Source organism: Roseateles sp. (assembly GCF_052436255.1).
Taxonomy (GTDB): Bacteria; Pseudomonadota; Gammaproteobacteria; order Burkholderiales; family Burkholderiaceae_C; genus Pelomonas.
This window is the reverse complement of record NZ_JBQVNP010000060.1, coordinates 1-14,517: the sequence shown is the minus strand read 5'-3', so window position 1 is coordinate 14,517 and position 14,517 is coordinate 1. Positions and strand designations below refer to the sequence as shown.

Here is a 14,517-nt window from a genome sequence, read left to right as displayed (position 1 = left end):
CATGAGGTCCCGACACAAGGGCAGACGGCGCCGGCAGGCGGTCTATTCCGGCCCACGCAAAAACTTTTTCTGTCACGCCATCGGCAGTTGACCCGCCCGACACGCTCCACCAATTGCTCCGATGAAGCGAACCCTGACCTTCCTGCTGCTGGCCAGCTTGTTCACCGCCGCGACCGGTGCGCTGGCGCAAGGCATCACCGACCCCATTGGCGACCTACTGCCCACGTACATCGGTCCGCAGAACGGCGACGTGGATGTGGCGAGCGCGTTCGCCGGCTACGACCCGGCCAGCGACACCTTCAGCTTCTCGGGCACCTTTGCCGACGCCCTCGGCACCACGGCGGGCGCCTTCTACTTGCGGGGCCTGGACCGCGGTGTCGGCACCGAAGGTTTCGTGAGCGGCAGCCCATCGGTCGGCCAGCGCATGAAGTTCGACGCCGCCGTGTTCCTGTGGCCCGACGGCATGGCTCGCGTGATCACCTTCGTGGGGTCGGTAGGCACGGGCGTCGAACTCGGGGCTGGTACCGCCACTATCGCCGGCGGCTGCGCGCCTCAGGGCGCCAGCCGCTGACCGTCTTGCGCAAACACCACCCCGCCGGCATAGTGCGCAGTGATCGACGCCTTCACAGCGTCACGCTGCGCGTCGAGCGCGGGCGACAAGTGGCTCAGCAGCAGCTGGCCGGCGCGCACCGCATCAGCCACTTCGCCGATGGCCTTGGGTGGCGTGTGCAAGGTGTACAGCACGTCGGGCGAGCCGGGTGGGTCGAGCACCACGCTGTTGAAGACCAGCAGGCTGGTGCCTTGGGCGATTCGCCGCAGACCCGCCAGCCCGCTGGCGTCGATGTCGCCGCTGAAGGTGATGCTCTTGCCGGCGTGGTCGATGCGGTAGACCACCGCCGGTGCGTCGCGGTGGTGGCCGGCCACGGCGCTGATGCGCAGGCCGCCCTCATCGAACACCGTGCGCACTTCGGGCAGGGCTGACGCCGTGGCGGGTGCGTCGATGTCGTTCACTTGAAAGCGCAGCGGCGCCGAGAAGTCCTTCAGGTAGCCGAAGGCGCCCTGCTTGCCGAACAAGAGGTCGATGAAGCGGCTGGTGGCGGGGAAGTCAGCGTCGTCGGCGTTGACCGCACGCCGCCCTGCCGGCCCGAAAATCTTGAATTCGACCGGTCCGCGGCTGGACACCGCACGGGCCTTGAACAGCCCCGGCAGTCCGCCAGCGTGGTCCACATGCAGGTGCGTCAGAAGCACGATGTCGGCCCGGCCCAGCGCCAGCTTGGCTTCGCCCAGGCGCACGAAAGAGCCCGGGCCGGCGTCGACGAAGACCCGCGCCACGCCGTCCACCAGCACGGCATAGGCCGAACCCGCGCGGCCGGTGGCACCCGGGCCGCCCGAGCCCAGCACCACCAGTTCCAGCGCAGGCGGGGCAGCCGTCTGGGCATGAGCTGAGAACGCCGCGGGCAGCGTGCACAAGGCCAGGCAGAGCGACGCCCATCGGCGCCGGCAAGGGTTGGTAAGCGTCTTCATTCGGTCCTTTATGCGGGGGGCAGCAAGGCCAGCCGGAAGCGGAAAGCCTTGGGCTTGGTCGCACGGCGAAAGATCCTCTGACAGCCCAAGATCGGGGATTGAGCGCGGATGCGGCCGGTGCCGCGAACGACGTTTCCAAGTTCCTTGAGCGCGGAGTCACGCTGATCGGCGGCCGCCGGCTCGGGCGCTTCATTCTGGGCCGTGGGCCGGCGATTCAGTACGCTGTCAACGCCTGCGGTGCGGCCACCGTGGCGACGATGCGCTGCCCGGCGCGCTCGACCTTGGAGATGCTCAGGTCCTCGTTCAGCACATAGGCTGTGCGGCCGTCGCGCGTGAACACGATGGCCTGGCGCGGCTGCTTGAATCCGGCGATGGTGGCGACCACCTTCAACGTGGCCACGTCGATCACCGACACCGTGTTGTCGGCCAGGTTGCCCGAGTAGACGAAGCGGCCATCCGGCGTGAGCGCAGCGCCGTAGGGGTCGCGGCCCACCGGCACGGTACTGGTGACGCGGCGCGCACCGATGTCCACCACCGCGATGTCGTTGCTGCCGCTGTTGGCCGCGAACAGGGTCTTGCCGTCGGCGGTGACCGAGATGGCGCGGATCTTGTTGAAGCCCGCGATCTCGCCCTCGATCTTGTCGGTCTGCGTGTCGACGATGGTGACCTTGTCGCCCAGGAAGTTGGTGACGTAGAGCTTGCTGCCGTCCGGGCTCAGGCGCACGCCCTGGCGCGGCTGCGCAAAGCCGGTGATCACGGCCTTGGCCTGCCCGCTGGCGGTGTCCAGTCGCGTCACGGTGCTGCTGGCCTGGTTGTTGACGTACAGCGCGCTGCCGTCCTTGCTGAGCGCGGTGCCGAAGGCGCCGGGGCCGGCCGCCAGCGTCGACGCGGTGGCCAGCGGCTTGAGCGTGGTGGTGTCCAGGCGCGTCACCGTGCCCAGGCTGCTGTCGGAGACATAGAAGCTCTTGCCGTCGGGCGCGAAGACGATGTTGCGCGGCGTGACGTAGCCGCGCAGCACACCGCGCACGGCGCCGGTGGCCAGGTCGTAGACGATGACATCGGGCCGTTCGCTGTAGGACACGACGGCGGTGGCCTCGTCGGGGCTTAGCGCCAGCGAGTTGTTGCGGATCTGGCCGTCGAAGGTGACGCGGGCCGGGGTGGCTTCTGCGGCGCCTGCGGGCAGGCTGGCCGCCACCAGGACGAAGGTGCTGCACAAGGCCAGCGCGGTGGTGCGGAAGAAGGTGTTCATGGGATGTCTTTCGTGGAGGGATGAAAAGGGAAACAGGTTCGCTTTGGTGGACGTTGACGGCCGGCGGCATATTCCGTCGGGCCGTGAATTCGAGGCCTCAGCCCAGCAGGGCCGGCACCCAGCGGTTGATCAATGCACCGCCGACGATCAGCCAGCCGAACAGGATCAGCGCCAGCAGCAGCGGCTTGGCCCCTGCCTTGCGAATGGCACCGAAATGCGTGGCCAGGCCGAGCGCGGCCATGGCCATGGCCAGCAGCGCGGTGTCGATCTCGGTCGTCACCGCCACCACCGAGGCCGGCAGCCACTGCAGCGAGTTGAACAACACCACCGCGACGAAGCCGAAGGCAAACCAGGGCACGGCGAGCTTGCCTTTGGCCTGGTCGGTTGCGGTCGACGTGTTGGCGTGGCGTTTGTCGTCGCGCGCCAGCCAGGCCGACAGCATCACCAGGAAGGGTGCGAGCATCATCACGCGCACCATCTTCGCGATGACGGCCGAGTTGGCCGCATCCGGGCCCACCGACCGTGCCGCAGCCACCACCTGAGCCACCTCGTGGATGGTCGAGCCCGCATAGATGCCGAAGCCGTTGGCACCGCCCGGAATCAGCTCCAAGTGCTGGTTCAGCTGGAACAGCGCGGGGTACAGGAAGATGGCCAGCGTTCCAAACACCACAACCGTGGCGACGGCCACCGTGACCTGCTCGGCGCGCGCCTTGACCTCCGGCTCGGCGGCCATCACCGCGGCGGCACCGCAGATGGAACTGCCGGCGCCGATCAGCATCGCCGTCTTGCGGTCCAGGCCCAGCCAGCGCGTGCCGATGAAGCAGGCCAGCGCGAAGGTCGAGCCCAGCACCAGCGCGTCGATGGCGACGCCGGCGATGCCGACATGGCCGATGTCCTGCACCGTCAGCCGCAGGCCGTACAGCACCACGCCCAGGCGCAGCAGGTTCTGCTTGGAGACGTTGACGCCGGCACCGCTGGCCGCGGCCAGGCGCGGGACCAGCGGATAGACCGTGTTGCCGACGATCATGCCCAGCACGATGGCCAGCGTCAGCGCACTGAAGCCGTGGTCCTGCAGCCAGCCGATGCGGCCCAGCGCCACGCCGGCAGCGGCCAGCGCGCCGCTCAGGGCCAGGCCGGGAAGCAGGCGGGTCCAGGCGCGCGGCGTGGCGGCTGAAGACTCTGTGGTGCGTCGAAATGCGGTGGTGGTCATGCGGGTTTTCAGGCAAGAGGAGGGAATGAAGGCGAGTCTCGGACTTGGCTTGTGATCGGTCCAACGGGTTATCTGCGTAAGATCAAACGACCGAATCGCTAGATAGAGGCAACCCCGATGGATGTACTGCGGCTCACGCTGCGCCAGTTGCAGATCTTCGTGGCAGTGGCTCGCAGCGGCAGCACCACGGCGGCCAGCGCTGAGATCGCGCTATCGCAATCGGCCACCAGTTCGGCCGTTAACGAACTGGAACGCTTGCTGTCGCTGCGCCTGTTCGACCGCGTCGGCAAGCGCCTGCTGCTGAACGACAACGGCCGCACGCTCTTGCCGCGGGCTTTGGCTTTGCTGGATGGCGCCGCCGGCATCGAGCAGATGTCGCGCGACGGCAGCGCGCAGGCGCAGTCGCTGCGCATCGGCGCCAGCACGACGATCGGCAACTACGTGTTGCCAAAGCTGCTCGCCGGCTTCATGGGGGCCCAGCAACCTGGCAGCGCCGCCGCCTGGCGATCGAAGGTCGTGATCGGAAACACCGCCGCCATCTGCGATGCCGTGGCCGCATTCGAACTCGACGTGGGACTGATCGAGGGGCCCTGCCACCAGCCAGCGCTGGTGGTCACGCCCTGGCTCCAAGACGAGATGGTGGTCGTGGCTGCACCCGACAGTGCGCTGGCCCGGTCGAGTACGGCAGGCGAGCGCATTCCCCAGCGCACGCTGCGTGAGGCGGTGTGGCTGGTGCGCGAATCGGGCTCAGGCACACGCGAAGCGACCGACCAGAGCCTGCTGCCCCACCTGCGCTCTTACCGGCGGAGCATCGAGCTGGGCAGTTCGGAAGCCATCCAGCGTGCCGCTCAGGAAGGGTTGGGGGTGGCCTGCCTGTCCGCCTGGGTAGTGAACGATGCGCTGGAGGCCGGACGTCTGTGCCGCGTCGCCACGACATTGCCGCGGCAGCTTCGGCAATGTCATCTGGTTGTGCATCGCCAGAAGCAGTCGACGCCCGCGTTGCTGGCGTTCATCGCCCAGGCAGATGCGACCGCTGGGGCTGCCCGCTAACGTCCCGGCCCCGCTTCGCATGTCGAAGGTTCAGCCCTCGGCGACACGCGATTACCCTTCAGCTAGGCGCCGACGCCCGCTCCGCCCACCTGCCCATTGATCGAAGCTTTGATGCAATGAGCTGGTCTGGGTAATCGACGTCCGCTTCCGGACGCACCACCCAACGGCTGCTTGTGGCCGGGTGCCGGTACTGACGATAGGCCGCTTCCCGGCAAACCAGTCGCGATGGAACAGTCTGTGCGCGGGCAACAGCACTGGCGCGCGCGCAGGCCAGTCGCAACAACTCATGGACACGTTCGACCGACCCTATGGCGCGACCCTCGCTAAGTGCTTAACGGCCCTTGCGCGCCAGCGCAACCAATCTGGCGCCCTACGGTCCTCATGAAAACCTGGAAGCTCACCCTCGGCCTGGGCGCTGCATGCGCTGCCTGCTGCGCCATTCCCCTGATTGCTGCCGCCGGAGGCCTCGCCGCATTGGGCGGCGTTCTTGTCGCCTGCGCGGATGAGTTGCTGCCCTTTGCTGGCGCCCTCGTCCTGCTTGCCGGCGCAGCCTTCGGCGTTTACTGGTGGAAGCGCCGACGAGCACTTCGCACGTCGACGTGTGGTTGTGCCGCAAGTTGCACGGCGGCAGGTTGCGATGCAGCGCGCTGATCCGTCGCGATCGCGTCCAACTGTGCTGCCGGCCGGGCCGGGGCTGCGGCTTCAGCCGCTAAGCTGGGCGCATGAACAATTCGCCCACGCTCCTGACTCGCACGATTGGCGTCGTCGCGCGGCAAACCGGATGTTCGGTACCGACCATCCGCTACTACGAGGAGATCGGCCTGCTGCCGTCCGGGCCGCGTACGGATGCGGGGCGGCGCGTCTACGGCGAAGCCGCCGTTCGCCGCCTAAGCTTCATCCGGCGCTGCCGCGACTTCGGCTTCTCCATCGAACAAGTCCGCGAGCTTGTGGGCTTAGTGGACGAGCCAGAACGCCCCTGCATAGAGGTGCGCGACATTGCGGGGCGGCACCTGGCCCAGGTGCGTCAACGGCTGGCAGAACTCCAGACGCTTGAGGCCAGCATGGCCCGGTTCGTCAAGGGCTGCGACAGCGCATGCGCTGGCGGCGCGGCTCTCGACTGCAACATCCTGGAGGACCTGTCGGCTGCTGCCGGAGGTCTTTCCGTGCTCGACGCCCGGCCCTGTTGTGCTGGCCGGAACTGATGCTTAGCGGCCTACCGTTTGCCGCTGCCGACCCGTTTCATTGCTCCAGCCGGCAATAGCAGTAGACGAACTGCTGGGCGGTATCCCAAGGCGTGCGATGGATGGACACACCGTGGTCCAGCAGCTGAAACCGCCCTCCGAACTCACCGTGCAGTCCATCCGGCGAGTAGCGAGCGACAGAAAGCCCGCTGCATTGCGTGGGACCCTCGGGGCCGAAAGTGCCGACGATGGCGAATCCGCCCGGCTTCAACGCGTGCGTCACCTGCTGCACATAGGCTTGGCGCTGCGCCGGGTCGGTGAGAAAGTGGAAGACGGCGCGGTCGTGCCAAACGTCAAGCGAATGCCGGGCGAAGCGGTGCTGCAGGATGTCCGCCGCCAACCACTTGACCTGTGCGGCTCGCTCGGCAAGCCGGCCGCGACAGACCTCAAGCGCCTTGTCCGAGATATCGAGGACGGTGACCCCGGTGTAGCCGGCATCGAGCAGGTCGTCGACCAGCGTCGACTCGCCGCCGCCCACATCGATGATGGAAGCCGCCTTGCCGACGGCTGTGCGCTGGATATAGACCAGCGACTCGGCCAAATGGGGCGCATACCAGCTGACGGCATCCGCGGCTTTGCTGCCGTAGACGTTGTCCCAGTGAGATTTGCTCATTCGACCCCTCGCGATGCGTAATTCGCAGTCCCGCACTGTAGCCATGCGATCACCGCCGCGACAGTACGGCCTTGTCGGTTGGGCAGGCCCTAAGACTCGCGCAAGCCTCCGCCTGAATCTTTGCGAGGTGCGCCAAGCCGCCCACGCATCAGCGAGAACGCTGCCGGCACGACGAACAGCGACAGCAGCGGTGCCGTCACCATGCCGCCCAGCATCGGTGCTGCGATCCGGCTCATGACTTCGGACCCGGTGCCCGAGCCCCAGACGATGGGCAGGAGGCCGGCGAGGATCACGGCCACCGTCATCGCTTTCGGGCGTACGCGCAGCACCGCCCCCTCGCGGACGGCGTCAAGCAGGACCGCGTGGGTGATGGGCATGCCAGCGCGCACCCGGTCTTCCAGCGCGTGCTTCAGATACAGCAGCATCACCACGCCGAACTCGGCCGATACGCCAGCAAGCGCGATGAACCCCACGCCGGTTGCCACGGACAGGTTGTAGCCGAGCAGGTAGAGGAACCAGACCCCGCCGGTCAGCGCCAGCGGCAAGGTCGCCATGATGAGCGTGGCTTCATCAGCGCGGCGGAAGGTCAGGTACAGCAGCACGAAGATGATGAGCAGCGTCGCCGGCACGACCACCTTCAACCGCTCGTTGGCCCGCTCCATGTATTCGAACTGGCCGGAGTACGCCAGGCTCATGCCGGGCTCCAGCTTCACCTGCCCGGCCACCGCGCGCCGCAGATCCCCGACGACTGCGGCAATGTCGCGGCCGCGCACGTCGATGTAGACCCAGCCCGACGGGCGGGCGTTCTCGCTCTTGAGCATGGGCGGCCCGTCGACGATGGCCACCGTGGCCAGCGAGCCGAGCGTCACCTGCTGGCCGGACGGCGTCAGCACCGGCAGGTTGCGCAGCTTCTCCGGCGTGTCGCGCAGCTCGCGCGGATAGCGCAGGTTGATCGGGAAGCGTGCCAGCCCCTCGACCGTCTCGCCGACGTTCTCGCCGCCGATGGCGCCGGACACCACCGCCTGCACGTCGCTCACGTTCATGCCGTAGCGCGCCGCGGCCGAGCGGTCGATCTGCACGTCGACGTAGCGGCCGCCCGTCAGCCGCTCCGCCAGTGCGGAGCTGATGCCAGGGATGGTCTTGGCGACCGACTCCACCTGCGCGGCCACCCGGTCGATGGCGGCCGGGTCGGTGGCCGATACCTTCACGCCAATCGGGCTCTTGATGCCGGTGGCCAGCATGTCGATGCGGTTGCGGATGGGCGGGATCCAGATGTTGGAAAGACCGGGCACCCTGACCGCGCGGTCGAGTTCCTCGACGAGCTTCTCGGGCGTCATGCCTGGGCGCCATTGGTCGCGCGGCTTGAGCTGAACCGTGGTCTCGAACATCTCCATCGGCGCGGGGTCGGTTGCGGTCTCCGCGCGGCCGGCTTTGCCGAAGACCCGTTGCACCTCTGGCACGGTCTTGATCATGCGGTCGGTGATCTGCAGCAGTTCCGCCGCCTTCTGCGCCGACAGCCCCGGCAGCGCCGACGGCATGTAGAGCAGGTCGCCCTCGTCCAGCGGCGGCAGGAACTCGCCGCCGAGGCGCATCAGCGGCCAGGCGGTGGTTGCAAACAAGGCGACTGCCAGCACCAAGGTGAGCTTGGGCCAGTGCAGCACCCACTCCAGCGCGGGCCGGTACAGCGCGATCAGGCCGCGCGTGATGGGGTTGCGTTGCTCGTCCGGGATGCGCCCGCGTATCCAGTAGCCCATCAGCACCGGGATCAGCGTGACCGACAAGCCGGCCGCGGCAGCCATCGCATAGGTCTTGGTGAAGGCCAGCGGCCCGAACAGCCGGCCCTCCTGCGCCTGCAAGGTGAACACGGGCACGAAGGACAGCGTGATGATCATCAGCGAGAAGAACAGCGCCGGGCCCACCTCCACGGCCGCGTCGGTGATGACGGCCCAGCGCGCTTCGCCTTGCAGCTCTTCGCCGGGGTGAGCGTGCTGCCAGGCCTCCAGCTTCTTGTGTGCGTTCTCGATCATCACGACGGCTGCGTCCACCATCGCGCCGATGGCAATCGCAATGCCGCCGAGCGACATGATGTTGGCGTTCAGCCCCTGTTGCTGCATGACAAGAAAGGCCGCCATCACGCCCAGCGGCAGCGAGATGATGGCCACCAGCGCCGACCGCAAGTGCCACAGGAAGGCGACGCAGACCAGCGCCACGACGATGAACTCCTCGACCAGCTTGGTCGCCAGGTTCTCGATGGCCCGCTCGATCAGCGAGCTGCGGTCGTAGGTCGTGGCGATCTCGACACCCTTGGGCAGGCTGGCTTGCAACTGCTTGAGCTTGTCCTTGACTGCGGCAATCGCCGCCTGGGCGTTCCTGCCGGTGCGCAGGATCACCACGCCGCCCACGGCTTCGCCTTCGCCGTCCAGCTCGCTGATGCCGCGGCGCATCTCCGGGCCGGTCTGCACCGTGGCGACTTGGCCGAGCAGCACAGGCACGCCGTTGCGGCTGGCCAGCACGATGCTGCGGAAATCGTCCAGCGACTTCAGGAAGCCACTCGCGCGCACCATGTACTCCGCCTCGGCCAGTTCCAGCACCCCGCCGCCGGCCTCCTGGTTGCCGTTCATCAGCGCTTCGCGCACCTGGCTGTGCGTGATGCCGTAGGCGAACAGCTTGGCGGGGTCCATCACGACCTGGTACTGCTTGACCATGCCGCCCACCGTGGCCACCTCGGCCACGTCGGCCACCGACTTCAGTTCGAACTTCAGAAACCAGTCCTGCAGGGCGCGCAGCTGCGACAGGTCATGCTTGCCCGTCCGGTCCACCAGGGCGTACTGGAACACCCAGCCCACGCCAGTCGCATCAGGCCCGAGCGACGGCTTGGCCGTTGCCGGCAGCCGCGCCTGCACCTGGCTGAGGTACTCCAGCACGCGCGAGCGTGCCCAGTACAGGTCCGTGCCGTCCTCGAAGAGCACGTAGACGAAGGAGTCGCCGAAGAACGAGAACGCCCGCACCACCTTGGCGCCGGGCACCGAAAGCATGGTGGTGGCCAGCGGATAGGTGACCTGGTTCTCGACGATCTGTGGTGCCTGGCCCGGGTAGCTGGTGCGGATGATGACCTGCACGTCGGACAGGTCGGGCAGAGCATCGATAGGCGTCGAGCGCAGTGACAGCACGCCGGCGACGGCCAGGAACAGCGTGGCCAACAGCACCAGGAAGCGGTTGCCAACCGACCAGCGGATCACGGCGGCAATCATCGGGCGCCCCCTTGGCGTTCGCGCTGAACGCCCGTGACTTCATAGCCCTCGGCGCTCTCCCTGAAGGTGAACCGCACCGTATCGCCGGCCTTGAAGCCGTCGACCAGCCCCGGCTGCGCGATCTTGAAGCCCATCTGCATGGCCGGCCACTTCAGACTCGGCACGGGGCCATGGTCGAGGGTCACTTCCTGCGCCGTGAGCCCGACGATTCGTCCCTCCGCTTGATGGACCGGAGCTGATGGAGCGACCTGCGGTGCCGCCGATGCCGCCGACGCCGCGCTTGGGGCCGCCTGGCGCTGCAGCAGGCCTTGCATGCTGGCTTCCGAGTCGATCAGGAACTGGCCCGAGGCGACGACTTGCTGGCCGGCTTGCAGCCCTTCCAGCACCTCAAGCTTGTCGCCCCATTCGCGGCCGATGCGCACCGGCACCGGGGTGAATCGCCCGGGCTGGTCGACGACGTAGACGATCGCGCGCTCGCCGGTCCGGATCACCGCCTCGGCAGGCACCACCAGCGCCTCCTCCGCTCGCCCGCCCAGCCGCATCTGCGCGAACATGCCCGCGCGCAATCGGCCCTGCGGGTTGGGCAGCTCCGCCCGGACACGCAGCGTGCGCGTCTCGCTGCTGGCCTCGGGCAGCACGGACGTGACCTTGCCTCGCAGCGTCTCCCCCGGAAAGGCGGCCAGCGTCACCTCGACCGGCTCGCCCACGCGCGCCGTTGCCGCCTGGACCTCGGGGAGTGCCGCTTCTAGCCAGACCGTCGACAGCCCGGTGATGCGCGCCAGGCTCATGCCCTGCGACACCGTCATCCCCGGCCGCACCATCAGCTCCTGCACCAGGCCACCGGTCGGCGCGTGCACCGAGGTCAACGCCTGCACCTCGCCGGTTCGCTCCACCTGCTGCACCAGCAAGGTGGGCATGCCGAGCAGAACCAGGCGCTGGCGCGCCGCCGCCGTCAGCGCCTGGTCGCCAGTGCGGCGCAGGGCCAGGAACTCCTGTTGCGCGCCGGCCCACTCGGGCACCAGCAGTTCGGCAATGAAGGCACCTGCGGCCACCACATCGCCCGGTGCCAGGCGGGCCACGCGCTGCACGAAGCCGGCCGTACGGGCTTGCAGGATCGCCACGTCGCGTTCGTTGAGCTGGACGGTGGCGGGCAGCTGAATGGAGGCACCGATGCGCTGCTTCTCGGCCGTCGCAGTGCGCACGCCCAGCATCTGGGCCACGCGCGGGTCGACCTCAACACCGGCGCCACCGCCGCCAGCCTCGCCGGCGTACTTCGGCACCAGCTGCATGTCCATGAAAGGCGACTTGCCCGGCTTGTCGAACTTGTGCTGCGGCAGCATGGGGTCGTACCAATAGAGCACCTTGCGGTCGTCGGCCGCCGGGCTGGCCGCAATTTGCCCGCCGGCGCCGTCAGCACCCGGCGCCGAACCATGCCGCCACTGTGCGGCGCCCCAGCCAAGGCCCGCGCCAATGGCGACGAGAAGAGCAACCGTGAAAAACTTCTTTGGAGGCGACATGGCGTTCACTCCGCGATGAGATAGGCCAGGCGGGCTTGCTGGGCCAGCATCTGGGCTTGGAGGTCCAGGGCGCGCAGTTGCACCTCGGCGGCGCTCTTGCGCGCGGTCAGCACGGCGCCGAGATCGGCGCGGCCTGCCTGATAGCTGGCCAGGGTCACCTGCACGCGTTCTTTGGCAAGCGGCAGTGCGGCGGTCTGCAGGCGCTGCAGCACCCGCTCGGCGCGCTGCAGTTCGGCTACCAGCGCGTCTGCCTCGGCACGCACGCGGCGCAGCGCGTCCTCCCGCTCGGCCTGCAGCCGCTCCACTTCCTTCTGGCGCGAGGCCACCACCGGTTCCTGGCGAGCGGCGCGCGAGACCGGCAGCTCGAAGGTGAGCTGGAACGAGACCATGTCGCCAAAGGCCCGGGCGCGGTTGCCGTAGGCCACCTCCCAGCCCCAGTCGCCGTGGCGCATGGCCGTCGCCTCTTCGACGTCGGCCCGCGCCATGGCCAGCATGGGCGCGAAGGCCAGCAGATCGGCATGGCGGTCCAGGCTGCCCAGCAGTCGGGCCAGGTCCAGCCCGAGAGCAGGCGGCTCGCCATGCGCCGACAGCTCAGCTGGCTCGCCCGTCCAGCGGCGCAGCTGGGCACGCGCCTGCTCGGCCGCAGCCTGCAGCTCGTCGCGGCGGTCGGCCAGCTCCAGCGTTTCCTGCCGTGCCATCAGCGCGTCGGCAGGCATCGCGGCGCCGGACGCCAGGCGTGCAGCCAGCGTGTCCTGCAGAAGTCGGTTCTCCTGCTCCAGCGCCGCAAACACAGCCAACCGGCGTTGCGCGAAATGCAGCCCCATCCAGGCCAGGGCCGCCTCGCGCCGCACCGCCAGCCGTTCGGCCTCCAGGAGCGCCCGTTCGCGTGCGGCCTTGGCGTCCGCCGCGTCCCGCTGGGCCGCCCGCCTGGCGGCGTTCGGCACGTCCTGCATGAGGCCCACCCGGCGCATCGTCATTGAGTCGCGGTTCCAGCTGAAGCGCTCCGGGCCGGAGACGGGGAAGTTTTCGATGCCGACGGCCAGCTTGGGGTCGGGCAACTGACCAGCAGCGGTTCGTGCCTGCTGGGCGCCGTCGGCGGCCGCCTGGCGTGCCGTCAGCGCCGCCGAACGCTGCTCGGCAAGCAGCAGCGCCTGCTCGAAGCTGATGGGTGCGGCGCTGGCCGCGCCGACGACGGCAAGGAAGATCGTGGCCAGGACGGCCACGCCGGTGCGGCGCGAGCATGGGCCCGTGCCGTGAAAGCGGGATCGTGATCCCGCCCGAAGGAAGATGGCCATGACAGCTCTCCACAGAAGCCTTGGAAGCGATCAAGTGATCGCAGACGCGAGCGCTACCGAACAGTCGGCAGCGCGAGCGTCAGGGCCTAAATGCGGAGGACCTGGAGGGCGAGATAGACCGGCGGCGCGCCGTCGGGCGGACCGGTATGGGCGGCAACCACCGCGGGCAGTGCCTCGGCCGCTCCGGGCGGAAGCCAGAGCGCCAGGCGGCTGAGCAGTCGGTCGAGCAGGGCCGCTGGCGCCACATCCGGCACCGGCGCGTTGTTGACCGTCTGCTTGTCGCGGTCGCAGTGCGCCTTGCACAGCTGCGGCTGCTCAGGGTCCATGCTTGCCATGGCTTCGCAGTCGGACATTGCTGCCATGGCCGATTCACCAGCGGCCGTCTGAGGCGCGGCGCAGGCATAGGCCGCCGTGGCAAGTTGAAGGAATACCAGCAAGGTCGCGAGCATGCTCGCGATCCAGCGCAGGGACACCTTCTTCAACCTCATGTCGCCAGTTTAGCGAGGAAGCCTGCCGATGTGCGGACACTGATTTGCGCCATCTCAAAGCCCTGCGTCATATGTCCGCAGCGCGTTGCGTAGAGATGGAAATCGGCTCATTTGTTCTTCATCAGCCAAGCATCCAGCTTGGCAATTTCCTTGGTCTGATCCTTGATGATCTTCTCGGCCATCGCCTTCATTTCTGCCGACTTGCCATGTGCGATTTCCGCCTTGGCCATCACCAGTGCTTGCTGGTGATGCATCTTCATCATCATGGCGAAGTCCTTGTCGGTGTCGCCGGTCATCTTCATGCCCTGCATCTGCTGCATGCCAGACATCATGTCCTTGTGCATCTGGTCCGAACCATGGTTGGCAGTTTGAGCGGCTGCAGCGCCGCACAAGCCGACGACGAGGCCGGCTGAACAAAGGGCGAGTCGGACGGATGTGGCGAGAGAACGGTTCATGTGGGGGCTCCTTGCTAGCTGGTTTCGGCGGATGACCCGCCGACCAGTAGATGGCAATCCACGCTCCCGCTTCCGTTCAGTCCGCGAGTTCATCCAGGATCGGGCAGTCCGGCCGCTGATCGCCTTGACAGCAGTCGGCCAGCCCCTCCAGCGTTCGCTTCATGGCATCGAGCTCTTTCATGCGCCGGTCCAGGTCGGCCACATGCGTGAGGGCGATCCGCTTGACGTTGGCGCTCGCCCGGCGCCGGTCCTGCCAAAGCTTCAACAGCTCCGCGATCTCGGCCATGCTGAAGCCCAGATCACGCGCCCGCCGGATGAAGCGCAGCGTGTGGATCTCCTTGCCGGTGTACTGCCGGTAGCCAGCGTCCGTGCGGCCCACCTTGGGCAGCAACCCGAGCGACTCATAGTGGCGCACCATCTTGGCCGAGACACCGGAGCGGGCGGCGGCCTCCCCGATGTTGAAAGGCCCGTCGGTGTCTGTGCTGACCGTGCTCATTGCTGAGTCCCTTTCCAGTTGCGCAGCATCAGCGCGTTGGTGACGACGCTGACACTGCTGAAGGCCATCGCGGCGGCTGCCACGACGGGGCTCAGCAACCCGAAGGCGGCGAGCGGGATGCCGATGAC

Annotated in this window: 14 protein-coding genes; 4 read left to right on the top strand and 10 right to left on the bottom strand. The window is 67.9% G+C overall.

Going from position 1 to position 14,517, the window contains the following annotated elements; all coding sequences use genetic code 11:
- Positions 1–121 precede the first annotated feature (121 nt).
- A complete protein-coding gene (locus ACT6S0_RS14835) occupies positions 122–571 on the top strand; it encodes a hypothetical protein (protein ID WP_056261449.1) in 450 nt (149 codons plus the stop codon).
- On the opposite strand, the gene ACT6S0_RS14830 is transcribed toward ACT6S0_RS14835, so the two are convergent.
- From ACT6S0_RS14830 to ACT6S0_RS14820, 3 genes are all read right to left on the bottom strand, one after another.
- The gene (locus tag ACT6S0_RS14830; protein ID WP_235533530.1) at positions 553–1,524 is read right to left on the bottom strand and encodes an MBL fold metallo-hydrolase; all 972 of its coding nucleotides are present in this window, start codon (positions 1,522–1,524) and stop codon (positions 553–555) included. The genes ACT6S0_RS14835 and ACT6S0_RS14830 overlap by 19 nt on opposite strands.
- 214 nt (positions 1,525–1,738) lie before the next feature.
- Positions 1,739–2,773, bottom strand: coding sequence for a beta-propeller fold lactonase family protein (locus ACT6S0_RS14825; protein ID WP_056261444.1), 1,035 nt, complete (start codon positions 2,771–2,773; stop codon positions 1,739–1,741).
- Between the two features lie 97 nt (positions 2,774–2,870).
- A complete protein-coding gene (locus ACT6S0_RS14820; protein WP_444764587.1) occupies positions 2,871–3,983 on the bottom strand; it encodes a YeiH family protein in 1,113 nt (370 codons plus the stop codon).
- A 117-nt stretch (positions 3,984–4,100) separates the two neighbouring features.
- Here ACT6S0_RS14820 and ACT6S0_RS14815 point away from each other — a divergent pair, with 117 nt between their 5' ends.
- The 3 genes from ACT6S0_RS14815 to ACT6S0_RS14805 all read left to right on the top strand — a co-directional run bounded on the left by ACT6S0_RS14815 (position 4,101) and on the right by ACT6S0_RS14805 (position 6,235).
- Complete coding sequence (locus tag ACT6S0_RS14815) at positions 4,101–5,033, top strand: LysR family transcriptional regulator (protein ID WP_056261438.1); 933 nt, start codon at positions 4,101–4,103, stop codon at positions 5,031–5,033.
- Positions 5,034–5,414: 381 nt separating this feature from the next.
- Positions 5,415–5,684 (top strand): hypothetical protein, encoded by a 270-nt coding sequence (locus ACT6S0_RS14810; RefSeq protein ID WP_444764586.1) that lies wholly within the window; start codon positions 5,415–5,417, stop codon positions 5,682–5,684.
- A 71-nt stretch (positions 5,685–5,755) separates the two neighbouring features.
- Positions 5,756–6,235 carry a MerR family transcriptional regulator gene (locus tag ACT6S0_RS14805; protein WP_444764585.1) on the top strand — a complete coding sequence of 160 codons (480 nt, stop codon included), beginning with the start codon at positions 5,756–5,758 and terminating at the stop codon, positions 6,233–6,235.
- Positions 6,236–6,272: 37 nt separating this feature from the next.
- Here ACT6S0_RS14805 and ACT6S0_RS14800 read toward each other — a convergent pair whose 3' ends face one another.
- From ACT6S0_RS14800 to cueR, 7 genes are all read right to left on the bottom strand, one after another.
- Positions 6,273–6,887 carry a class I SAM-dependent methyltransferase gene (locus tag ACT6S0_RS14800; protein ID WP_444764584.1) on the bottom strand — a complete coding sequence of 205 codons (615 nt, stop codon included), beginning with the start codon at positions 6,885–6,887 and terminating at the stop codon, positions 6,273–6,275.
- 89 nt (positions 6,888–6,976) lie between these two features.
- Positions 6,977–10,138 (bottom strand): efflux RND transporter permease subunit, encoded by a 3,162-nt coding sequence (locus tag ACT6S0_RS14795; protein ID WP_444764583.1) that lies wholly within the window; start codon positions 10,136–10,138, stop codon positions 6,977–6,979.
- A complete protein-coding gene (locus ACT6S0_RS14790; RefSeq protein ID WP_444764582.1) occupies positions 10,135–11,655 on the bottom strand; it encodes an efflux RND transporter periplasmic adaptor subunit in 1,521 nt (506 codons plus the stop codon). Before ACT6S0_RS14790 ends, ACT6S0_RS14795 begins: the two co-directional genes overlap by 4 nt.
- 5 nt (positions 11,656–11,660) lie before the next feature.
- Entirely contained in the window at positions 11,661–12,950 is a 1,290-nt protein-coding gene (locus ACT6S0_RS14785) for a TolC family protein (protein WP_444764581.1), read from the bottom strand.
- Between the two features lie 86 nt (positions 12,951–13,036).
- Entirely contained in the window at positions 13,037–13,438 is a 402-nt protein-coding gene (locus ACT6S0_RS14780; RefSeq protein WP_444764580.1) for a hypothetical protein, read from the bottom strand.
- A gap of 107 nt (positions 13,439–13,545) precedes the next feature.
- Positions 13,546–13,893 carry a DUF305 domain-containing protein gene (locus tag ACT6S0_RS14775; RefSeq protein ID WP_444764579.1) on the bottom strand — a complete coding sequence of 116 codons (348 nt, stop codon included), beginning with the start codon at positions 13,891–13,893 and terminating at the stop codon, positions 13,546–13,548.
- 76 nt (positions 13,894–13,969) lie between these two features.
- Entirely contained in the window at positions 13,970–14,389 is a 420-nt protein-coding gene (cueR, locus tag ACT6S0_RS14770) for a Cu(I)-responsive transcriptional regulator (RefSeq protein WP_444764578.1), read from the bottom strand.
- Between the last annotated feature and the right edge of the window lie 128 nt (positions 14,390–14,517).